This window comes from Reichenbachiella sp. (genome assembly GCF_039941815.1).
GTDB lineage: Bacteria > Bacteroidota > Bacteroidia > Cytophagales > Cyclobacteriaceae > Reichenbachiella.
On sequence record NZ_JBDVDW010000062.1, the window covers coordinates 233,493 to 257,581 of the forward strand.

The window sequence follows — 24,089 nt, forward strand, 5'->3', positions numbered from 1 at the left end:
AGAAGATCATGAAATCATGAGAAGGAAACTATCATACTCGCTCCCGGCTACCGGTTTGATGATCTTCTGTATCTACTTACTCCTTCCACTAGGGGACAGCAGACTATCACGAGACTATAGTCAGGTTATTCTGGCTAAAGACAGTTCCATACTACGTGTCTTTCTCAATCATGATGAGCAGTGGTGTCTGCCTCCTCATCTCCAGCAGGAGATTCCACAAAAGCTACAGGTAGCCGCTCTGACCTTCGAAGATCAGTATTTCGACTACCACCCAGGCTTCAATCTTTATGCGCTGTGCAGAGCACTTTACCTCAATACTAAACATCAAAAAGTAGTCAGTGGCGGTAGCACGATCACCATGCAACTGGCTAGGATGATAAGAAATCAACCGCGCACAATCATTAATAAACTAGCCGAAATATTTTTGGCAATAAAAATTGAAGTAAGACAATCCAAGACTTCCATTTTAAAAGATTATTTAAACCATGCACCATATGGAAGCAACATTCGTGGATATGCCGCCGCTTCCTATCGTTTTTTTGGAAAAAAGCCAGAACAACTCACCTGGAGCGAAGCGGCCACTCTTGCCGTGTTACCCAATGCACCTAGCATGGTTTTTCCATCAAAGAATGACGACCGGCTAGAACACAAGAGAAACTTCCTTTTGCTCAAACTGCTTCAAAAAGAACTCATAGATGAGGAGACCTATGAATTATCATTGCTTGAGCAGGTCCCACGCGAAATTATACCTTTCGCTTTGGCAGCGCCACACCTGACCGAGCGAATCCATGCCGAAAACCAGAAGGATGTAGTCATCACCACTATAGATCCAGTCATCCAATATGAAACTAACTTCTTTGTAAAACAGCATGCAAGCAGAATGCAGCAGCTCGGTGTGAAAAATGTGTGTGCACTGGTCGTCGACAATACCACCTCCTCGGTGGTCAGCTATGTGGGCTCTCAAGATTTCGATGATTTGCCTAACCTCGGGCGAGTAGATGGAGTGCGAGCGTTTAGGTCTTCTGGTTCCATCCTCAAACCGTATCTCTACGCTCTTGCTATCGACGATGGGCTAATTTTACCCCAGACGCTTATCAAAGATGTGCCGACCTACTTCAGCAGCTTCTCTCCAAGCAATGCCTCCGAGGAGTTTTCAGGAATAGTGCCAGCCTCTCAGGCGCTCATTCATTCACTTAACATTCCTGCAGTCAGGTTGCTGAATGCCTATGGTGTCAATAAGTTTTATAATCAGCTGGAGTCTGCAGGTGTAAGCTCATTATTCAGAAATCCAGACGACTACGGGCTACCCCTTATTATCGGAGGCGCAGAAGTGTCAGCGTGGGACATGGCCAAGCTCTACATGGGTCTAGCCAATGCAGGCAATTTTAAATCTATCAGTTATTTGCCAAGCCGTGTTCCTGAATCTGGGAATAAATTGATAAGTGCTACTGCCAGTCAGTTGGTATTGGATGAGATGAAAGAATTGATTCGTCCTGGGCTAGAATTCTACTGGAAAAAATACAGCTCACAAAAACCAATTGCTTGGAAGACCGGTACCAGCTACGGCCATAAAGATGCTTGGGCTGCGGGATGCACGCCTCACTGGACCATTATCGTATGGGTAGGAAACTTTGATGGCTCTTCGAATAAAGCGCTTTCAGGTATGCGCAGTGCAGGGCCGTTGATGTTCAATATCCTCAATAGTTTGCCTACCAACCCAAAGAAAAAATGGTTTGACACAGGATACGGAACAACTGTCAAAATCTGCAGTGAAACTGGGTTTTATGCTACGTCTAATTGTCCAAACCCCGAAATGGCAACTGCGCCAAGGCAGATGAAACCATTAAAAACGTGCCCTTATCATAAGACCATTTTTACTGATAAAAACGATAAATATGCAGTTTGTTCGCATTGCTGGACCCGTCATCATATCGAAAGCAAGGTTTTGATCTATCCGCCGGATGTGGGACACTATTTGAGAAATAAGGGTACCCTACTTCCGAATATCCCACAGCACAATCCCAATTGTCCTACGGCTCAAGAACATAATATCCTCCAAATCATCTACCCCCTAGCTAGGGCCAATGTATTTATTCCAAAGGATTTTGATGGAGGGTATCAACCGCTAGTAGGTAAAGTTGCTTCCAGATTCCCTAAAAGGGAGCTTTTTTGGTATCTCGATGAAGCCTATCTGGGCAGCACCATTGGCAAACCTACATTTCCATTGGGTCTAACTTCTGGTCGTCACAAACTCACAGTGGTGGATGCAGAAGGAAACAGGGATCAAGTTGATTTTTCAGTCATTCTGAATTGAAGATTCAATTCTCAAAATCAATAGTTTGGGCAGATCGATCTCGCTGTCACACTTCCGCATCTTTAGCCCATTATTGTCAATTACATTTTCGCAATTGGTGGATTAGTGATACAGTCTATATATTTGGGGCTATTAGCTAATCATTTCAACAGAACTATGACAAAAAATATTCTAAGTACCTTATTCACAGCCTCCTTTTTCTTTCTCATGAGCTGCTCATCTAATACTGAGAACTCTACTACTGCTGCTACAGAAGACGCTTCTGTAGAGGAAGTGACCGAACCTCTAACCTCACCAGCAGTCTGTATCTGGGACAAAATAGTGGTGCGTGCCACCCCTGCAAAAGATGGTAAGTATGTAACTAGATTGAGCGTAGGGGAGTCGTTGACCTATCTGGGCAAAGATTCGACTGTAGATGAAAAAACATACGCTTATGTATTGCTCAATGATGGAAAAGAAGGCTGGGCTATTAGTGACTTCATAGTCAACAATGCCAAGCCTGCCGTAGTTGTCACCGACATCAACATGTATTCCAGACCTGACCTACTGACCAAAACAGAGAAAGTATTTAAAATGATGGATATCGTATCGAGTATCGAAGTACAAGAAGACTGGATGAAAATCAAAGGACGAAGATCTGGCGCTAAGTGGATGGACGAAGGCTGGGTAAAGTCAGAAAATATCTCTTTCGAGGCAGTGGACATCGCTGGAGCAAAATTCGCACTTGAGGCGCTGGCCATAGAAGACGAGGACAAAAGAAGGGAAGCGCTCAACGATATCATCAACAATAGTGATTTGTCCGGCTCTAAATTTATCCTGGAGCTAGAGACCACTCTTATGGAAATGGAAGGCATAGGAGAAGAGGATGTAGAAGCTGAGTTGGAAGATGTAGCCATTGAAGAAGAATCTACCGACTCTATCAACTAGTCTCTACCGGACCGATTAAACAAAATCAAGGCTCCATATAAGAATTAACTTCAAGTATGGAGCCTACTTTATGCTCACCTACCAGCGCTGAAAAATGAATCAAGAAAACGAACCCCAAGACGACTCTCAGCCAGTGGAGCCTACTGACTCCAGATCGGTAGAAGATCAATCTTCAACTCAGCCCATCTCTACTCCTGTTCAAAAAAAGAAGAGTATTGTCAAAAAAATAGTTTGGTTAATAATCCTGGCAGCCCTCCTCCTTGGTGCATGGAAGGTCTATAAGCTGATCAATCCGGAAGTAGCCGGGCCACGAATCCACCCACTAGGGCTAATTCCTGATAATGCACTCTATATCCTGGAGACAGACAAGCCCTACAAACTTTGGTCTGAAGTAAATCAAACCAGAATATGGGATCTGCTACAAGGTGATGAGGAGTGGCAGGAGTATGGGCAAATGATGACCGAACTAGAAGAGACGTTGACAGACTTTGACCAGGCATTGGATCTTTTGACCAATCGCACCATATATATATCGGGGCACCCGTATAGATCCGATCAAACGGATCTGCTTTTCGTATTTGACCTGGAAGGTCTGGGGGTAATTCAAACCTGGATGACCAGTCTGGATCATGTCTCCAAGCGCTCATTCAAAGAAAATGTGATTTATGAAAAACTAGACCTGGACTCAAAGGAGACTTTGTACTTTGCCTTCGAAAACAACTACCTGATCGCCTCCTTTACCCATACCCTGGTGGAGGAGTCGATTTTATCGAAAAATGAAGCATCACTTACCCGAACTTTCGACTTTATAGATATTCGAAAAAAGGTGCTCGGTGAAGGTTTGGTACGGATCTATGTCAACTACGAATCGCTTTATACCCATCTTGGGAAAATCGTGAGTCCGGACGAAATTAAGAGTTTGAAAGAATCACTCCCGTTTCGCTACAGCGGATTCTATTTCAATGTGGACAAGGAATCGCTGCTGCTCGAAGGGTATTCCAACTACAACGACAGCCTATTTACTTACCTCAATCTATTCCCGCAAGCAGGTACAGGAGGGACGGACATTGCCAAAGTACTACCAGCCAAGACGTCGGTCTACATGAGCCTCGGATTCGATTCGTTTCAAGAATTCTATGTAGCCTTAGTCGACCAGCTGTCCAATGATCCTGAGTCTGGTGAGACGTATCAGTCGTATACCGCCCGAACTGAGAAGTTTTTAGGAATTGCCCTTGAAGAGGACCTCGCAGGCTGGATAGATGATGAGCTGGCTCTGGTGCAGTTTGAAATGAACGACAAGTCAGAAACTGCCTTCATCCTCAAGGCCAAAAGTGCTACTCTGGCCAAGGAGAAAATGTCTTTTCTCAGTCATCAGATAAAAAGAAAAACTCCGGTGCGTTTTAAAACGGTGAGCTACCGTAATCATGAAATCAATTATATGGCGGTCAAAGGTTTATTTAACCTGATCCTGGGCAAGCTCTTTACAAAGTATGACCGCCCCTACTACGCCATCATCGATCAGTTTGTGATATTTTCTGATCGACCCAAAGTACTTAGGAGAATGATTGATCAATGGCTCGATGAATCCACGCTGGCCAACGTGCCTGCCTATGAGGAGTTCTCTGACCTGCTGGGTACCCAACACAGTGCGTTTCTCTATATGCAGTTGGAATTGCTGGGCAAGAGTAATGGAGGAATCCTGGATAGTGAAACAGTAGAGCTGCTTCAGTCCAAACGAAATATGATTTCTCATTTTCCGCAGTTTGGATTCAACATATCTCCAGCTGGAAAAATGTTTGAAACGAAATTGTTGCTTTCGATTGAAGGGTTTGACCCGGACAATATTTTCGCTCATGCCATTCCATTTCCTAGCTTGGAGATCAACCTTGATAGCCTCTTTCAAATGGACCCGGGAGAGCAAATTGTCATTCAGGAAATAGAAGTAGAAGATTTGGCCGCCAAAAAACAGACGGAAGCGTACGAAGAAGGATCTCCTAAGTACGAGCTGGAAATAAAAGATGGCCTTAAACATGGTAGCTATTTTGAATATCACCCTTCTGGTGAGTTAAAAACGAAAGGAAAGTACAAAAACGACCTAAAAGAAGGCACCTGGAAATACTATACTGTAGATGGTAAGCTGGAAAGTAAGGAAAAGTACAAAAAAGGCGAGCGGGTTGACTAACATCGTGGAATGCAAGAACTAGATATAAAGCAGGAATCCTACTTTCCCCAGAATTTCAAATTTTTCGGAATCATTTTGATCATTGGTGCCATACTGGCAATCAGCAGTGCCGATTCTGTCACTATTGTCAGGGGTATTACCTCCTTAGTTCTGTTGCTTATTGGAATATTGATCCTCTCTGCACGATACGGGCTAAAAATCAATATAGATCAAAGGACCTATACGGTTTACACCTTACTGTTAGGATTTAAAGTAGGGACGCCTGAGAAATTTGATTGTATAGAAAAATTTTATATCAATCAGGTCACAGAAAAAGCACAGTTGAGCACCAGAACAGGGGCGAAATACGATATTAAAAGCAGTGTCTACAAGGCCTTTTTTCGAGTGGACACAGGTGAAAAAATTCATCTTGATACAGACAAAAAAGAAAAAAAACTGGCTGAGAGATTGGAGCAATACAAACTCATCGTAAGTTCGATATACAGACCGGTCGACCAATAGCAAACGTTTGAAGACTATTGGATTCTATGTCTCTTTCAAAAATAATGGCTGAGACCAATTTGAAAAGTCAGCATGTTTAGGTTTTCTAAGGAATAGTGGTAGCAGAATGAGTCAGACCATGTCTTTGATGCTCTTTTCGTTCACTCTTAACAGCACCTTATGGCACCGAAGCAACAGTGAATTACGATTGAAAGGTTTTGATATGAAATCGTTAATACCTTCTGACAAGGTAATTATTCGAGGCTCATCTTCTGGAAATGCGGACAGAAAAATAATTGGAATAGATTTTAACTCTTCTTGTTTTTTGATGTAATCCAGCATCTCCAAACCGTCCATTTCGGGCATCATAATATCTGAAACAATTAAATCTACACGGTAGGCACCTGATAAAAGAATTTCTAATCCTCTCTTTCCATTCATAGCCTTGAGCACATGATAATCTTCGTAAAGGATATCGCAAATAAAGTCGAGCATATCGACCTGATCGTCAACCACTAGTACAGTTGGTCGATTAAGATCATCTTCTTCATTGCGTTTAGATAGAGCTGCAATCGTTGGTGTATGCTCTTTATTGCTCTGGACGTCTGGTAAATTTATAGTGGATGAGTTTGAATAGGTTTCGTCATCACTTGCATCATCAGATAGGGTAATTGGAAGAAGTACAATAAATGAGGTCCCTTCCCCTAATTCACTTTCCACACGAATCGACCCTTCCAACCCATCGACCATACTTTTGACTATGGAGAGTCCTAGTCCTACACCTCCTAATTTGCGCTTTCCGGCTTTGCTTGACTGATAGTATCGCTTAAAGATTTGTTGCTGTTCTGCGGGGTCAATACCAGGCCCTGAGTCCTTTACGGTAATTTCAAGTTGTCCATTGTATATTTTAGCTGTAACCGCAACTTGGTCATTCTTTTCGCTATACTTTAAAGCATTGCTGATCAACTCACCAAGAATTTTTTCAAGTTTTACCTTTTCAGCCTTAATCCATAAATCCTGATCCAGAGCTACTTCAAATTTGTAGGCAATTAACCTTTTGTCAGCCAGAGTCTGATATCCTGCCCATATCTGATGTAAGGTGAGTTTCAGTGGAATACGCTCAAGCGAGACTACCATCTTTTCTTGTCCCAGTTTGGATACTTGTAAAATTTCGTCAGCCATGACGACCAAGCGTTCGCTGTTACTTCGAATCAATTTAAAGCAGCGCTTCTCCCTTGCTGACAAGTTATCATTAGTTTCTAGTTCGCTGAGCGGCCCAAGGATCAGTGTCATCGGAGTACGCAATTCGTGCGCAATATTGAGAAAGAGGTCAGATTTCATTTGATCCAACTGGTACTCTTGTTCGATAAGCTGATTTTTAGCCTGCGCACGATTTGAAAGAAGAAAATAGATTAATAAGGCAATAGCTGATATTAGTAAAAGGCCTGAAATCAGCCCTATGAGCGATAATGTTCGAATTTTTCTGCTCTGTTCTAATATTTGAATTTGTTGCCTGCGTTCCTTTGATTTCAGTTCTGGCTTACTCTGTATCAGAAGCTGTTCATTTTTATCTTCTTCAATGTCATAGCTGATTATAGCCTGATCAATGATTCTTAAGCTATCCAATTTCTGATTGTTTATAGATTTGGGTTGTGCAAATAATGGTGTGCATAACAAGTAAAGAAACAACCCAAGCGTAAGAACGTTTTTTAAGAATACTAGAAATGAGTGAAATTGAGAAATGTTCATACTTATTGACTAAGAAAATGCTGTGATTTTCATTTCCTGAATTTAAAGTGTCAAGATAATCTCTATATGGGCCATGAATCGGCCATTTCTGCAAAGTGAACGGACACTTAAAAAGAACCAAATATCTTTGACCTCGGAATGGAAAAATTACATTCCCTAAATCTGGGGCGTAGATTTTTATTTGCTCTGTCCATTACTCTCTTGACCTTGTGATGACAAATATTTCAACTATTGATATGGAGTTTTGGATGCGAACTTTGTGAATGTTAGATAAATGTGGCTCTTCACAAGATGTACCCCTTTTGTGCAAGGTAGAATTGTGAATTGTATTTGGGAAAAACACCAATTAGCTTTCTATTTTGTATTTAGATCAAGAATATGACCTGCTTCTAGCCAGTAAACTTCTCCTCTGGTAACTCCTTTCCATCCACTCACTGCGGGATCGTTGTATCTTTTCGAAAAGAAAAAAAACTTATTGTCTGGAGACATATAAGGGCAAAAATATATCCACTCGTCATCCAGTAATTCACCTAGCTCAAATTTTGTTGGGGTCTGCCATTCGTTGTTTGTTTTAAAGGCAATAAAAAAACCCTTTTCTTCAGTAATATTTGAGGTGATAAGAAAACTCTCATCTGATGCCACAAAAGTGCTGCGAGCACTTTTTTCAGAATTTATTGCTGGACCAATATTTACTGGTATGTCGAACATTCCTTCTTCCAAATATTGGGCACGATAAATATCTCGCTTTCCGAACCCTCCTGGCCGATCGGACTCAAAGTATAAGCTACCATCAGCGACGACGACAGGATATGATTCAGCGTATTCATCCGTCGATATCGGGAATTCAACCCTTGTAGCAATCTGCCATTTTCCATCTACTTTTTGACTGCTATAGATGTCTGGAGGAGTGCTATTTGAATGATCTTCAGGGTTGACCCCAAGAAAATACATCGTGTCTCCTTCTTTTGTAATAGTTGGATCTATAGCGACGGATTTTGCCTGCTTATTATCAAACATTTGAATGGGGTTAGGCTTAGACCAACTATTGTTGACTAATTCAGAATGGTATATGATAAAGCTTCCATTAACAATTCTTGTAAAAAACAATTCGGTAAATGACGAGTTAAATACCGTGTTAATTTCTATTTCTGCTGTATTGACTACTGATGGTGCAAACAATTGAGGTGTATTGCCCGGCAGGTTTTGATCCATATAAGGTTTAGAGGTGATGCTAGTATTGCAGCTTTGTAAAATAATTGCAAGTCCAACCAGTGACAAAAAACAACGCTTGATATTCATATACTTTACTTTAAATAATGGCTAACGACGGGTGGCCTTTTATTGTTATAACCAACATTTCTCTCATTGATAACTTGACGGTTTCTTCATTTTTAGTCATAAATTCTTTTAATCAATTATTGCACATCATGAATAAATCGAAAACTTTTTATAAGCTAAACGAACTCAGCCAACCTTTCCATTCCTCACCTGGGAATGAGTGGAAATGCAAGTATCTGACTATTAATCAAGCTAACAGTTTCATTAATTCCGGGTGGCTCAAAATTAATTGCTGACTTTCATCATCCATGCCTTGAAGTTATCAGTTGTTTTTTACCTATCTTCCAAAGATTTATAATGGAGAAGAGATAATATGGAGGTGTCAATAGTGCGGTTCAATCGTGAGAAAGGAATCGATTTTGTGACTGAGTTGAGACAAAGGGTGAATGAGTACTTCGTTGAAAAGAATTTATCAAAATTTGGAAACTCAAACATGCAACTTAAAACAGTATTTATGCTGTGTTTGTATTTTACACCCTTCATAATTTTACTTTCTGGTATCGTACAAACATTTAGTTCCATGATGCTGCTTTGGGCCATTATGAGTCAGGGGATGTGTGGTATCGGACTTGCGATCATGCATGATGCCAACCATGGCGCTTATTCCAAAAACAAAAACGTCAACCTAGCATTGGGCTTCTTGCTCAACGTGATAGGCTCATATCATGTGACCTGGAAGATCCAACACAATGTCCTTCATCACTCGTCTACCAATGTCCATGGATTTGACGAAGATCTAGACAATCAGGTGATGCGGTTTTCGCCTAATCAGAAACGGCGTGGATTCTACAAATATCAAGCGTATTATGCTCCATTTTTTTATGGACTACTATCGTTATACAAGACACTAAGTAAAGATTTTGAGCAGATTGCCAGATTTCATCGAAAACGCTTGCTGGCTGCTGAGGGTTTGACTTTGAGCAAGGCGATATTTCAAATTTCTATCAACAAGATACTCTATTTTGGAGCTACACTAGCCTTGCCTATGATTCTGATTGATTTGCCATGGTGGCAGGTGTTGATAGGGTTTTTGACTATGCATTTTATTTGTGGTCTGATATTGGCACTGGTTTTTCAGTCGGCTCACGTATTAGAAAATACTAGTTTTCACGTCGCTGATGAAAAGGGGAGTATAGACAACTGCTGGGCAATCCACCAAATGAATACAACCGCAAATTTCTCACGAAAGGGTAAACTGTTTTCCTGGATGATTGGTGGTCTCAATTATCAAGTGGAGCATCACCTGTTTCCAACTATTTGTCATGTCCACTACCACGCAATCTCTGATATCGTGCGTAGTACTGCCAAAGATTACGACATCCAATATTTAGAATATCCCACTTTCTTGTGCGCCATCAAAAGCCATTTTAGGATGTTGCATAGTCTTGGCAAGGAATAGCGACATATTGCCTATTTAACGCGAGTATTATCTTAAGTAAATACCGGTACTTCAGAAAATTGCCTTATCCTGTCTTTGAATAGAGTTTCGGTCATTAATTGTGAGACCGTTGGATTTGGAGTATCTTTATGTACACTAGAGCTTCCTAAATTATCGTTCCTTTTACCTCACAAGCCAATGAAAAGTGGATTTCATATATGGGTAGTGGCACTGACCTTCTTCCTGGTGGGTTCATGCAAAAACGATGATCCTGAAATGGTTAATGATACTGCAGACGATACCGCTGATGAAGTAATCACAGTGGAATTACCCAAGCGGGCTGGTTCACGTCCCGAAACTACTACGGACATCCCACACGTTCAGATTGATGTAGAATTGGTACCCGAGGTCAACGAAGAATTAAATCGAAGAGTATACTCTATCCCTGGAATCGAGGAGCGTCCGTCTGTTGTGGCCGGATGGCAAGGAATATGGATCACCGAAGACGTATCTGTGGTTGTTCCTGAAGCATTGATTGGTGATCGAGAATTTGCTCACATACACAATGATGGCAGTTTGCATATTTTTTTAGAACCATCCCGGAGCAATGAAGCTGTGGAGTCTTGTTGGGCAGTTTTACATCCGTTTGCAGTACAGCGATTAGAAGGATATGATGGCTTTGTCATGCTCTATACGCCACAGACCCTTGACGAACTTGACGTAACGTTTCAACTCATTGTCGATGGATACAATTATGTCACAGGGCAAAGCCTACTCGCTACCGATTACCCTTAAATTCATTATTGTATTAATTCAAAAAAAGTGCTTGAGTCTTTCACAACATAGATTTTAGAATCTAACCTAGCAAAAAGAACAGGAGCGATTCAGTCTATTATTTTTGCAAGCCATTCGATCTTTATATCATTCCCAAACTTCATCCTCCAGCCATTGTACTGCATCTTCGAAATGGTCTGTATAATCGCATGGTGCATAATGAGAAAGCCCATCAGCAATAACAAAATTTATATCACTTCCGGCAGCAATGGTTTGATCTACCCAATATTGGGTCTGATCCAATGGGAAAAGCTCATCTCCAGTGCTATGAATGACATAGAGCGGAATATCAATTTTACGAGCGTCACCAGATGTTGTCAGTGTATTATATGAAGTTGCCAATGCTATACCAGCAGAAAATACATTAGGATATCTCTCTGCAAGAAACCAAGTACCATTTCCTCCGTCGCTATACCCTGTTGCCACTATCTTGGTAGTGTCTATCGGCCAATTGTTGACGGCCATTGTGATAAGATTTGCCATCTTTATTTGATTATAAACCTCATACCATTGGACTTTATCAGCATTTGGACTTATTACAAAAGCGTTAATTTCTTCGAGCGCAGGTGCAATACAGTCAGTGCTTTTATGAGCCTCTCGACCGGCTCCTCCAACTCCTCCATGAATAGAAAATACAAGTGGGTTGCCATTTTCTTCATCAATGGATTTAGGTGCAATCACCCTAAATGCATATTCATACGGAGGATCAGGAATCTCTAATATCACATCTGTGGTAGTACCTGGTGATATATCGATCTCAGCAAAAGACTGCTCTGTATCCGTCCACGACCATGTAAATGGCGATATCTCATCCTGCTTCTCTTCGCATCCAACCATTATCAATGTATTGGCCACAATCACTAATAGTAGTACAGTCGTTCTCATCTTCTTTTATTCTTTTATTCTAGCTTTATTCTACAATGACCTAATCATTACAGGCCAAGAGAAAGATTGATTTTACTTACTAAATTTGTATTTCTTGATTGAACTCAAGTTCCAACGTCATTCGTTTATCAAGGTCATATATTCATTGCTCTGGAGATAATATTTAATATTCCTATTAACAATAAATTTCTTAGCTCCGTTCATTACACTTAATATGTTGCCGGTTAAAGGTGTCTTCTACATTCATAAGTCTCGCTCCTTCTAATCAATCTTCTTCCCACCAATCAGGTTTGGTCAAAGTGGCGATTCCATCAGTATAGGCTAAGCACACCTCACATTCTGGTGCCGGATCCGGTGGATCCTGAGGCCTGTTAAATTTCGCAAGACATTCGGCCTGAAGATCATCTACCACAACATATGACAGATCGTCTTTGTTGAAGTACCAACGTCTTGCAGATTCACTCACCACTCCAAAATAGCCTACAGGAGTCCTTGTAGGATCACTTATACAAGTGAAATTAGAAGGCAAATTAGCTGGCGGAGTGTCGAAGATTCCATTAGGTTTAATTTGCTCTTGCATCAATTGAGAAAAGTAGAAATAGTCCTTAGAAATGCTTTGTTGGAAAATCAAAACCGAAAAGTTCTCATAAAGACGATTGTTATCGTCGATTTTAATATTAAACAACTCTTGTTGAGTCTGACCGACCACATCTTCTTGCAATGCGTATTCGCTAAGATACTCAGGGTTCGTAATCCAGCACGTCCTAAAAGGACTAAAGGCACCCGTGGCTAATGGGGCTTCATAAACCCACATAGGCGAATATTCCCATTTATAATATCGTGTCTGTCCGTCTGGGTTGGTTGGGAGAGTCGTTGATACGTTGATGAAATTTTGATCTTTTATTTTTTCTTCTCCTGCCGGATAATAGTATACTTTTCGTTCTTCTTCTTCGAACCAAACATCCTCTACAGGAGGTGTTGCTGACGGCAATTCCTCCCAGTTTGATTCATAGACCAGAGCGTCACGAGTGGTAACCTGCAGCTTATACATCCTATCTTCGCACGCTTTGAAATCCCTATCAGGAAGAACATAGGTTCCCCACTCTTTGAAATTTTCAAAATAAGCCCATTCGTTGCCTTCGTCATCAATAATTTTGACATCGGCAAATGGAGTAATCCTGTCTTGAACGGTTGAACCAACCGACCGAGTCCACTTTAACTTTACCGTAAAGTACCTCCCGTTGGAGGGCGCTTCCAATGATTCATTGTAGGATATATCGGAAACATATGCTTCGATTACCAGTTGTGGATCTAGATTGTTTCGATCGAAATCAAAAGGTTCCACACATGCTGTAAATAACAGTAGGATAATAAAAATTCTCTTCATTCCTTAAAACTTAAAATTATATGACAATGACGGGAACATATTACCGACTATCGACACCTTACTTGCTCGGCCGAATTCATCAAAAGCCACCGCAAATACGTTGTTTCTTCCGTAGACGTTAAAAATTGAAAGCACCCATTCTCCCTGAAATCTTTTTTCAGGATGCTCTCCTTTCAATGTGACTGACAAGTCCAATCTATGATAGTCCGGTACTCTAAACTCGTTTCGCTGAGAATAGGAGTTTACAGTAGGAAACCCATTATACGAATATTTTGAAATAGGAACAGTGATCGGCCGACCAGTTGAATAACTAAAATTTGCTGAAAACGACAAGATCTCATTGGCAGCATAATTCATTACAACAGATAGATTATGTGGCTGATCATACTGTGATGGGTATAAATCTCCTTGGTTTACAGTTAGGATATCAAAATCTGAGTTAAACCGTAAAAGGCTTCTCGAATAAGTATAGGAAAGCCAACCGTTTAAAGCACCGGTATTTTTTCTGGCTAAAAATTCAATCCCATAGGAAATCCCATTTCCCTGAATCAAATTGCCCTCTATTGACTCACTAAGTTTAACTTCAGCTCCTTCTATATAATCAATAGTATTTTTAACATCTTTATAATACCCTTCTACCGATAGTTCGTATTTATTATCCTTTAAATTCTTAAAAACTCCAAGAGAAAATTGATCCCCTCTTTGAGGTTCTAGATTTGGCCCTCCAGATAGCCAATAATCAAGCGGACTGGATGAGGTAGTATTTGAGATTAAATGAATGTACTGATAGGTACGGTAGTAGCTTGCTTTTAGAGAAGTCGAAATATCTAATTTGTATCTGAATGAAACCCTTGGCTCAAGTCCATGTTTAAAATCAATCAGCTCATTCGTATCATAATTTATAGAATCTCCTCTTTCAGGAAATTGAGAATCGACGATATTATAGTTATAATCGTAGACGAGGCCTTTGCCAAAGCGATAAAACTGAGAATAACGCAAACCTGCTGATACAGCAAATTTCGGAGTGATATCCCAGTTGTATTGTACAAAAGCCGCCGTTTCCAAGGCCTTGTGTTCATCTATATCGAACTCCAAAACATTACTTCGTTCAATGATATTCTGCGATTCACCAGGGTTTATCTGGGAGTAGTTGGCTTCAACACCAAAGTTGATTTGCTTGTCATCCGAAAATTTGGAATCTACATTGTAGATTAAATTGGTACTGGTAATTCCATTTTCATAAGTAAATCCTTCAATTGCATCTTTGTTTTGTAGTTCTGAATTGTAGGCACTTACCGCAAGTGTAAGTTGTGAACCTGTGTTCGCACTGAAATTATGACCCCATTTGAGAGCCAAACTCTTATTGCCCCAGGTAAAAAGGGAATCGCTGGCTAGTGAAAAACTGTCAAAGCTGCTATATGCTGATAATGAAATGAAGTTATTTTCATTTATCATCTGAAAAAGCTTGGCTGTAACGTCACCAAAATCAGCCGAACTTTGAGTCAATTTAAGATCTTTTGTAATTCCCAGAGCCCAGTCGGCATAGGATATCCTACCTCCCAAGATAAATGATGACTTATTCTTAACCAGAGGCCCTTCCAAGGTCAATCGACTCGACACGATACCTAGCCCGCCAGTAGCATGGTAGTCTCTCGTTTCTCCGCTCCGTAAGGTGACATCCATGGTGGAGGACACTCTAGAACCGTATCTGGCATTTCCACCGCCTTTGATGAGGGTCACATCATCCACTATGTCAGGATTAAAGGCTGAATAAAAACCAAAAAGGTGTGATGGGTTGTAAATTATTGCTCCATCCTGGCGTATCAAATTTTGGCCCAAATTTCCACCTCTGACGTTAAATCCTGACGCCAATTCACCAACAGTACTTACTCCTGGTAGTGTTGTTAATCCGTTGATAAGATCGACCTCACCCATAAAGGTAGGTAGTGACTTTATACTCTCAATGCCCAGGTTTTCAATTCCGGTTAACTTGCCGCTAACATTTTTGTCAATACTCTGAGCACGAATAATAACGTCTTCCAGTTTTGTTACTGACGGGTATAGCAAGGTCCGAGGCATTTTTTCATCACCATATTCACTGAATGTTATAAGTTGCAAAATTGTATCAAAGCCCTTGTATTGGGTACGGACTACACTATAGACCTCGTTAGTCTCGTAACTGATAGAGAACTCCCCTTGAAGATTAGTAACTCCTCCTGCATTTATCGATTCGACGACAACTTGAGCTCCGATTAATGGTTCATTTAAATCTGTATCATAGATTTCTCCAATGAGGTTGATCCTTCCGGATGGTGCAGGTTTGACTACAAAATAGTCTGTTTTTGAGTTAAATTGGTTGGCGACATTTTTTGGTAAGATTAAAGCGACATTAGATTTAACGACAACTACCTTTAGCTCAAACGCTTCAAAATATATATCCAAATAGTCTAATAACTTTCGCCGAAAGACTACTCCATTAATACCAAAATTTCCAATTCTACTATCATCATAAATGAAGTCTACATCATAGTCCTGCTCTATTTTTGACAGATAGTCTTTTATCCCTATACCGTTATCAGAGGGGTTTATGTAAACCGATTTAAAATCTTGGGAATAGAGAGTTCCGAGATATAAAAAAAAGCATACTGATAAAATTAATCGTTTCAAGTGAGATGCAGGAAATATGACCATGAAGGCGATAAATAATTTACGTAATTGGTTTTTTTTGGCTATAACCACCAGACCAGAATGAAACAACTAATAAACATAAGACCCCTAAAAATATTTTCCATGATCAGGGCAATAAATATTGGTGCGGTTGTAAAATACAATTTCTCTGGATTTAGGCCACAAATTGAGCTGAATCATTAAGCGGTTATGTAGGAGTCCGCTAATCAGCAACGTTCCTAAAAATCACTTTACTAATAAGTCTTCATCGCTTTCCAAACACTGCGATTGGTCACTTACAACTAAAATGGTGGCATTTTCCAGAGTGATTAAAGAATTCTAATATTGTTGTAAGTCCAAATTCATTTCTCAGATTAACCTCTTACTTGATTTAACTCAGTAAACCAATGAGTAGACGATAACAATTGGGATTCTGCAAAGAGCACAAAAAAACGGTGCACCTTTTGATACACCGCAACTTCACTCTAATTTAGATTGTGGTAATTTTCACCAAATCTCTCTTCATTTCAGGTGCTTTGCTTCAACTCAAAAAATCCACTACCTCACCCAACTCCTTTGAGAATTCATCTTTATCATAGTCAATACCATTCAAAAAGGAACTCCAGCTACCTCCAAATCGAGAAAGTGCAATAGTATCCTGAATTTCTCTTTCAGACGCTCCATGCAGTTTTGCAAGCTCTGTATGAAAGTTCACACAATACCAACATAGCCTTGCAGCAGCTGCCGATATTCCTATTAACTCTCTCACCTTCGCGTCCAACGGGGAATCCGTCTCAAGGGTGGCTTTTTTGAACAGCTCCCATTCAGCTGCCAACGATTCGGAAGGTATGGCCTTAAAAAAACCCGGCACACTACCTAACTTAGTTTCGATTTCTTTGAAAATTTGATCGCTTGTCATAATTTATTTTAATATTAGTTTAAAATTTACATTTCCATTTTTAGCCGAATATCCAAACTGTAAATGGCAGTATTGGTCAGTCTCTTGCTTGTTTACAACCCGAAGATATTCTACTCACAAATCGAGATCAGATAATAATCGGCTCTAAGAATTAAGGTTTGAGACAGCCAAAACCAGACAATTTGTACGGACATTATCACTTTTAATATCCTCATGTGGCGTGCTGCTTTTACTGCGTTTATTGTTGATTTCATTATCCTTCACCAAATCATATATAACAGAAAGAATCTGGCTGTTTTAACACTTTTTCTCCTATAGAGCTGGCGAACCTGAATTTTATGTAAGACGGAAAATTTTCATTTTCGCCATTCCATCCGATTCTGATAATTTAAAATGTCGAATGTTAGTGATCTGTTTTTTAGATTGGTTTCGTTTGCTGGGCAACAGCCTGTCCCAAAAACCAAAAAGACCAATATTTCTAAAAACAATCTTTCCTATTTATTGAGTCATTCAATAGGCTTTAGTCTAATATCATATTTCTATGTTTTTCACTAGAAAATATCATATTGCATCGTTGAATTTATGGTTACTTTGGAAGCCTTTTGAATATAAATTTCATTTGGCCGGAATGATTTGATTCATGCTCACATACATGAAACCATTTGCAATAGTTGTTTGTAAGCTGGCCATCAAAAAATGGCTCTGATTTCATAATCCACTCGTCATCTCTCTTAGCAAATTCTTTTTTGGTGACACTTCTCACTTTCTCCAGAGCCGACAGATAGTAGTCGATATCATTTCCTTTAATTTGCATTCGGGCTTCTTCCCCTAAACCGCTAGCTACGTCCCATTCCTTTTTTATTTCTTCGCCCCAGGTACCCCACTCCATTTCGTCGAATGTGTTTAGTTGGTAGTATCTTTCGGTAGCCGCCAGATGCATTAACATGGCTCCTATTGAGTTGGATTGATCGTCAATTTGAAAATCCAATTGTTCTATGCTTAAACCCTTTACTACTTCAATCACCCACTCCCTCATCATTGTCATCATGGACAATAGTGTTCCAATTTTGGGCGAATACCCTTTTTTTTCGCCAATAATATAAAGGTTATCGTCGGTTTGGGCTGGAACAGTACCGGCCAAACTAGCTAACACAGAAGTGGTGAGCCCTGCAGTAAAAAAGGCTGATTTCTTAAGAAATCTCCTTCTGTTTTTTCTTGTATTAATTTGATTATTAGGTTCGAGTTGGTTCATAATATTGATGTAATACTTTTTTGTTGAGTTATTTTTTCAAAATAGTAGCTTCTGGCAAGTTTGAATCTGGAAAAATATATGCTCTTAAAGACTGGTTGATTGTTGCGTTCACAACATATATTTTTAATAATTGGACGTTACAATATTGAATTAATTAATTCTATATCGGCATCTTTCCAGGCACTATCAAATTCTTGTTTAATCTTCTGAGCCGCATGTGTTTTTTGCTGTGCCATATAAACATTATATAAACCTATAAGGGACCATCCATTCTGTCTTAATTCCGATAAGTCTTCCTTGTATATTTGTTCCGCCTTCGTGTATTGTTTAGCATCTACTAAGATCGCTCCTAAGTTTTGTCTTGTTGGTATATGCCATGCCGCCGGCTCTGTATAGACTAATTGATCTTCATAAATAACTGCACTTTCAAGGTGTTCTATGGCTCCTGCGAGGTCACCTTCTAAAGCAGCCAACTCACCCGCCACGACTTCGTAGGCTATTTTAGCAATAGATAGACTTGAGTTATGCGGCGTTGCTATTAAGTTTTCCAATTCGGGATCTTGCATGAGTATCTCAATGGCCTCTAGTTCTTCCTTTGCTTCAAAAGCATTCCCTTTTCTTATAAATGCAAGACCTCTAGCATAGTGTCTTATAAGTCCTAGATGTTTTATATTGGCATTTGGTGCTGGAATAGTTAAAATTTCGTTCCATTTACCAAATCTTGCATATGCTAAAAGCGGTGTCGAGGCAAAATCCTGAAGAAAAGGCATTTCAATCAGCTCTCCAGCAGGCACCTTCTCAGCTGTTTTTTTTGCTGCTTCAATCGCAAGCCCACTATCTCCCAATAAACTAGCTGCAGACCATAGAAAATGTATATTGTGAGGATAATACCCAAGCGGATACAGGCCTTGCGAATAGCATTGAGAAATATAATCTTCATCAGCCAAAATTGCAGCTTGATTTGATTCCACAGCATCCTTGTATCTTCCTACTCGAATATAAATATGTGATGGCATGTGTACTATATGTCCTGCTGCTGGCATTAGAGTTTCCAATTTTTCAGCGCTTGGAACGCCTAGATCTGGGTTAACAAGCTCTACCATATGAATATAGTAGTGATGTGCTCCGGCATTATTAGGGTTAATTTTCATAGCAAGCTCAAGCGACATCTTGGCCTCGCTGATATTTGGTGAAGGATTACCGTTTTTGTCCCAGTAATTCCAGGGAGTGGTATTCATTATTGCAGCTGCATATAGGATCAGTATATTTTCATCATTAGGGAATTCTTTTACTACTCCGCTCATGGCATTCATGTAATCCATGTTTAGCTCCTTTATATCTTTGGTAAGATCCTCGCTATACCTGGCTGACAACGCCTTTATTAAGGCTTGCTCTTTTGGCTTGGCTGTCGACATCAGCCTTTTGGCTTCAGTGATTGCTTCATTGCATTTTACTTTCCGCTCTTCTGACGGCAGTTCATCATTTATATTTGGCCCCAAAACAAAAGCCTGGCCCCAGTAGGTCATAGCTGAGTTTGGATCTAAACGTGAAGCTTCCATAAAGGAGCGATGTGCTTCTGCATGATTAAAAGCATGCGCAAATTTTAATCCTTGGTCGAAAAATATTTGTACCATCTCATTGGACGTGCTAATACTGAAGGATACATCTCCCAGGTCATCAAATAATGGAGAAATTTGTTTTGTGGAATCTACATCTGTAAGTAAAAACTTAGCCGGTGTGCATTTAACAAACTTTTGATCTAGTTGCTCTGAATCATCTGACTTCCTTTCCCATGCTAATTGGGACGTTGAAACATAACCTACTAAGGAAAAAGCTAAGATTATTATAATAGAAATTAGGGCCTTCATGTATTATTGAATTATTATAAAATGACAATTATTATCTTTAGATATTCATCTCAAATCATAAAGACCAATTGCTGATTAGTTGATTTTCACCAATTCTTCCAAATCAGATCAAGTCTTGTATTCTTGTTTTTATTTCTTTAAAAAGGTTTTTCTTCTACAAGAAAAACACCTTAACCGTCCACTTTGGACCGACATCCAAAACCGACGTTGATCACCATGATCTTAACAGTAATTAGGTTCAGGAATTAAATCCAATACTCATTACTTTTACATAAACAAAGCTATAAACAGGCGGATTTTCGAACTATCAATGAGGTTACTTAAACTTACACATTGGTAACTTTTTCTGTATGAGACCCCCTTTATCACAAATAACCAAGCTAGCTTCCTTCAGTTTAAACTCCTTGTCGAAATGTCTTCTTTCTATTGTCATTCCTTTGAGTTGGAGAGGCTTGTTACCGTTTAGATTCAATCTGTAAAAGGACTATCGACTAAATCATACTTGACCTATATCAGTACTTTTTGGGCCCAGTCTGTTCGTTGGATAGATATTGGGATTATGCAACAATTAGATAAGAACTATATAGATGAGCAGGATTCAGCCATAGATGACAGGCGATGTTCCATCAAGGATGTCACGGAAAGATTGGACTGTCATAGAAGTGCATTGTAAAGCAACTGATAAACATAAGACTCCAAAAATATTATCCATGATCAGGGTAATAAATTCCAAACAAGCACTTGCATAAATCTGGAGCATGAAACACAACAAATCTACCTCCTAGCTGAAGATTATATTAGATTCCATAATGTCTATAGAAAATTTGGTTTGACACAATGCCAATTTGATTTATTGGAAGGATCTAAGTCGATTGGCACTAAAACTTGTGATGAAGGCTGAATTGCAACTGATTTTTGCTCCAGTTTTCTGTTGTTTGGCGCATGATACCTAGTTGAACATTGAGTCCGTTTCTAATGACATACCCGAAAGCTGAATAGAAACGGTTTCGATCAAAGATTTCGACTCTATTGTTGTCGCCAATATTTCGTTGACCATTGATGAATAGTTCATTGTATAGTGCCAGATAGATGGTATTTTTTTCCATGGCTGCCCTGTTCAGAGGGATATTTAAAAACAAATTATATCTAAATCGTGTCCTGAAATCCTGATTATCAACAAATCGTTGTTCGAAGCGAACACGGTGGTTGGTGTAGAATCGATTGCCAATTTGCACAGGCACAAGTGCTTCTTGATAGATTCTACTCTCTGCCGTAGTGGAATTATCTGACCCGAAACTTCCTGTGGTCACGTGTGCATAGCCAAGGGTCAGTTTAATATTTATTTTTTCTGGCTTATAGGTAATCCCTCCACGCAACATTATTTGCTCGAGATCGCCAGCAATATTCCAATTCCGGTATTGAATATCCCCTTGAACACCCCATGAGCTTTCTTTAAATGTAGTATTGAAAAAGTACATGTACCAGGCGCCCATTTGGTCTTCATTTATTTGTGCAATTCCGCTCCCAGGTAAGAAGAAAGACAAAAGCATTACAAGTAATGGCAAACTCTTTTTCATGATTATCAAATTTTCAGACTACATTTTCTATCAAACAAATTGCATTGATTTATTCACTTACGCCTCATAGATATCAAACTTTTCAGATACATGTTTTATAAGTTTGGAATCGGCAAAGTCGTCATCCGTCATTTTTGAGAGTCTTTCCAGATACAAATCAAACTGCCCGTTTTTAAAGATGGTGAGCATTTTTCCTCCCTTTTCGCATTTTGCGGCATGCCAAACATTTGGAGGGACGGTCACAGTGTCGCCTACCTTGGCAGTGATAGTTTCATCATCAAAAATCAATTCTACCTCACCCTCCAAAATATAAAATACTTCAGTCATGATTTTATGATGATGTCGAGCAAGGAAGAAGCCCGGTTTCAGCCTGTCTTCAACAAAACTTAGTTCACCATCGGTCTGACGCGAAGAAAGCTTGATGAAGCAATGATCTTGAGAATAATTATAGTTGTCCCCTTCACCATTTAGTATTATTTCTTTCTCTTTCATTTCCATTTAATTAATATCAGGATCGCCAGCGTAATAGGTGCCCATTTCAGTGAAGATAAATTATCACGTACAAAAAAGCTAAACGAGTGTAAGGTGTAATAACACTTTTTATGATTCTAGATATTATGTGTGACTCGGGCAATTCGAACTCCTTATGGTGTAACCTATCCATTCTTGTTGTAGCCTTCCCCCTTAGAACAGACTTAAAACATGGTAAATCATTTTTCGAAGGAATTCATAAAGATTAGGTTATCAATCAATTGGATCAGATTAGGAGGTCTTATGACCTCCCAAATTTTCGTGTTCCTCTTAAAAAGTAATAAATAAAGTACCCCGATGATAACCTCATAAAAAAATCTACCACAGAATACACTTTATTGCCGTCTATGTCAGATAGAGAGTGGATTGGGTTCAGCAAATTTAGTGAAAAGGCAATTGAGCAATTCTCATCAAATGGATTTAAGCAAAAAGAATAACCCAAATTCGGATTGAAAAGAATTAATAACGGTAAGAATAATAGAAAATGAAACCCAAGCAGATAACTAATAGAAAGCAAAGGATTTGTTCCAAAATTAGAAAACCATTTATTCGTACCTAATACTAACCAATCAACAAATTGCAAAAAATTAAAATGCCTTGAAACTATTAGTGATTTTAGATAATAAAAATGTGATCTCAACTCACTTATTCTAAATGTTTCAGCATAGAATTCATTCTGTTTTTTTGTAAAGTACTGCTTTAATTCTCTACTGGTTTCGACCAAGTCCAAGTATTTTTCCATTTCATTGGAATGAGCTCGAGCACTCAAAAGCTCGAATCTATTTGACCAATGAATATGACTCAAATTGATCTTCTGGAATTCAGTATTTGAAATAGCTAGTTTCTTTAACATTAAGTGACTAAGTCTTACAGGCACAGAAACTGAATTTAGCTCGAGATACTCCAATTTTTTAATATTTCGGATAGATAAATCTGAAGCTCCATGAATTTCATCAAGTTTTAATTCATTTATATAAGCATATTTCATATCTACATGAATTCCATTACAATTACTTAAATGAAGTAATCCAATTTCACTTTTGCCACTCAATCTTAATACAGATTTTTTCCTTATTAATTTTAAATGGATATTGTCAACTTTACTAGAAAGTATTTCAAATAGAGAGAAAAAACTTGACATAAACACTTCTGAGACTTCCGAACAAATTAGTTCTACTATAGCGTTTTCTGACTCCGTTACTCTTAAACTAGTTACTTTTGAATCTAAAATTTTTAGGTTTTTATGCGATTCACTATCAACCTCTACCTTGTCTATTTCGCAATTATCAATGAGTAAACTTGTAGATTTTTCAATACATTCGACCTCACTGAATTCACTATGAATTATTTGAACATTTGCGAATTTGATAGCAAGTTTTAGCTTCATTACATCGCTTTTACACTCATGGAATTTAACTACCAGATTTTTTTGTTGATGACCTGAAAAGTTTATTTCTCCCAGAAGAAAGCAACTGTCAAACATCACATCCGCATTTATTCCTACTGAAAGTATTATTCCATTGTTAAAAACACAATCAACGAATTTTATGTCATAACCATTTCGGATTTCAACCTGAGATTCAAATTGAATATTAGAAATGACCAAATTTCCGTTAACAGCAATAAATGAGTGTTTATACATTCCGAATGAGATATCATTATTAATAGTGCTTTCGGTGATGTTCTGAAACGAGGTGTTCAGCGCGGCTAAACTATAATGTAATTTCATACGCCTAAAATAATATTTTTTTTGCCGTCATTACTGTCACCCTTAAAAACAAAACCCCTGACAATCAATAGA

Annotated in this window: 17 protein-coding genes; 6 read left to right on the plus strand and 11 right to left on the minus strand. The window is 39.1% G+C overall.

Annotated elements, in window-relative coordinates; all coding sequences use genetic code 11:
* Nucleotides 1-16: 16 nt before the first annotated feature.
* The 4 genes from pbpC to ABJF11_RS16760 all read left to right on the plus strand — a co-directional run bounded on the left by pbpC (nt 17) and on the right by ABJF11_RS16760 (nt 5,924).
* Nucleotides 17-2,314 (plus strand): penicillin-binding protein 1C, encoded by a 2,298-nt coding sequence (gene pbpC / locus ABJF11_RS16745; protein WP_348121221.1) that lies wholly within the window; start codon nt 17-19, stop codon nt 2,312-2,314.
* A gap of 156 nt (nt 2,315-2,470) precedes the next feature.
* Entirely contained in the window at nt 2,471-3,241 is a 771-nt protein-coding gene (locus ABJF11_RS16750) for an SH3 domain-containing protein (RefSeq protein WP_348121222.1), read from the plus strand.
* Nucleotides 3,242-3,335: 94 nt separating this feature from the next.
* Complete coding sequence (locus ABJF11_RS16755; protein ID WP_348121223.1) at nt 3,336-5,423, plus strand: DUF3352 domain-containing protein; 2,088 nt, start codon at nt 3,336-3,338, stop codon at nt 5,421-5,423.
* Between the two features lie 9 nt (nt 5,424-5,432).
* A complete protein-coding gene (locus ABJF11_RS16760; RefSeq protein WP_348121224.1) occupies nt 5,433-5,924 on the plus strand; it encodes a hypothetical protein in 492 nt (163 codons plus the stop codon).
* Nucleotides 5,925-6,035: 111 nt separating this feature from the next.
* Here the strand turns inward: ABJF11_RS16760 and ABJF11_RS16765 are convergent, their stop codons facing one another.
* On the minus strand, nt 6,036-7,529 hold the full coding sequence (locus ABJF11_RS16765) for an ATP-binding protein (protein WP_348121225.1): 1,494 nt from the start codon (nt 7,527-7,529) through the stop codon (nt 6,036-6,038).
* A gap of 477 nt (nt 7,530-8,006) precedes the next feature.
* Nucleotides 8,007-8,864: a hypothetical protein gene (locus ABJF11_RS16770; RefSeq protein WP_348121227.1), complete on the minus strand. Its 858-nt coding sequence runs from the start codon at nt 8,862-8,864 to the stop codon at nt 8,007-8,009.
* A 439-nt stretch (nt 8,865-9,303) separates the two neighbouring features.
* Here ABJF11_RS16770 and ABJF11_RS16775 point away from each other — a divergent pair, with 439 nt between their 5' ends.
* Both ABJF11_RS16775 and ABJF11_RS16780 read left to right on the plus strand, forming a co-directional pair.
* A complete protein-coding gene (locus ABJF11_RS16775) occupies nt 9,304-10,389 on the plus strand; it encodes an acyl-CoA desaturase (protein ID WP_348121228.1) in 1,086 nt (361 codons plus the stop codon).
* Nucleotides 10,390-10,566: 177 nt separating this feature from the next.
* Nucleotides 10,567-11,163, plus strand: coding sequence for a luciferase family protein (locus ABJF11_RS16780; RefSeq protein ID WP_348121229.1), 597 nt, complete (start codon nt 10,567-10,569; stop codon nt 11,161-11,163).
* 126 nt (nt 11,164-11,289) lie between these two features.
* Here the strand turns inward: ABJF11_RS16780 and ABJF11_RS16785 are convergent, their stop codons facing one another.
* The 9 genes from ABJF11_RS16785 to ABJF11_RS16825 all read right to left on the minus strand — a co-directional run bounded on the left by ABJF11_RS16785 (nt 11,290) and on the right by ABJF11_RS16825 (nt 24,017).
* A complete protein-coding gene (locus tag ABJF11_RS16785; RefSeq protein ID WP_348121230.1) occupies nt 11,290-12,087 on the minus strand; it encodes a hypothetical protein in 798 nt (265 codons plus the stop codon).
* Nucleotides 12,088-12,352: 265 nt separating this feature from the next.
* Complete coding sequence (locus ABJF11_RS16790; RefSeq protein ID WP_348121231.1) at nt 12,353-13,474, minus strand: DUF4249 domain-containing protein; 1,122 nt, start codon at nt 13,472-13,474, stop codon at nt 12,353-12,355.
* 3 nt (nt 13,475-13,477) lie between these two features.
* Nucleotides 13,478-16,141 (minus strand): carboxypeptidase-like regulatory domain-containing protein, encoded by a 2,664-nt coding sequence (locus ABJF11_RS16795; protein ID WP_348121232.1) that lies wholly within the window; start codon nt 16,139-16,141, stop codon nt 13,478-13,480.
* Between the two features lie 541 nt (nt 16,142-16,682).
* Nucleotides 16,683-17,060, minus strand: a complete 378-nt coding sequence (locus ABJF11_RS16800; RefSeq protein ID WP_348121233.1) for a carboxymuconolactone decarboxylase family protein — start codon at nt 17,058-17,060, stop codon at nt 16,683-16,685.
* Nucleotides 17,061-17,646: 586 nt separating this feature from the next.
* Complete coding sequence (locus ABJF11_RS16805) at nt 17,647-18,312, minus strand: DinB family protein (RefSeq protein WP_348121234.1); 666 nt, start codon at nt 18,310-18,312, stop codon at nt 17,647-17,649.
* A gap of 137 nt (nt 18,313-18,449) precedes the next feature.
* Nucleotides 18,450-20,180 carry a hypothetical protein gene (locus tag ABJF11_RS16810; protein WP_348121235.1) on the minus strand — a complete coding sequence of 577 codons (1,731 nt, stop codon included), beginning with the start codon at nt 20,178-20,180 and terminating at the stop codon, nt 18,450-18,452.
* An 878-nt stretch (nt 20,181-21,058) separates the two neighbouring features.
* Complete coding sequence (locus ABJF11_RS16815; RefSeq protein WP_348121236.1) at nt 21,059-21,757, minus strand: DUF2490 domain-containing protein; 699 nt, start codon at nt 21,755-21,757, stop codon at nt 21,059-21,061.
* A gap of 57 nt (nt 21,758-21,814) precedes the next feature.
* Nucleotides 21,815-22,249 (minus strand): cupin domain-containing protein, encoded by a 435-nt coding sequence (locus tag ABJF11_RS16820; protein ID WP_348121237.1) that lies wholly within the window; start codon nt 22,247-22,249, stop codon nt 21,815-21,817.
* A gap of 280 nt (nt 22,250-22,529) precedes the next feature.
* The gene (locus ABJF11_RS16825; RefSeq protein WP_348121238.1) at nt 22,530-24,017 is read right to left on the minus strand and encodes a hypothetical protein; all 1,488 of its coding nucleotides are present in this window, start codon (nt 24,015-24,017) and stop codon (nt 22,530-22,532) included.
* Between the last annotated feature and the right edge of the window lie 72 nt (nt 24,018-24,089).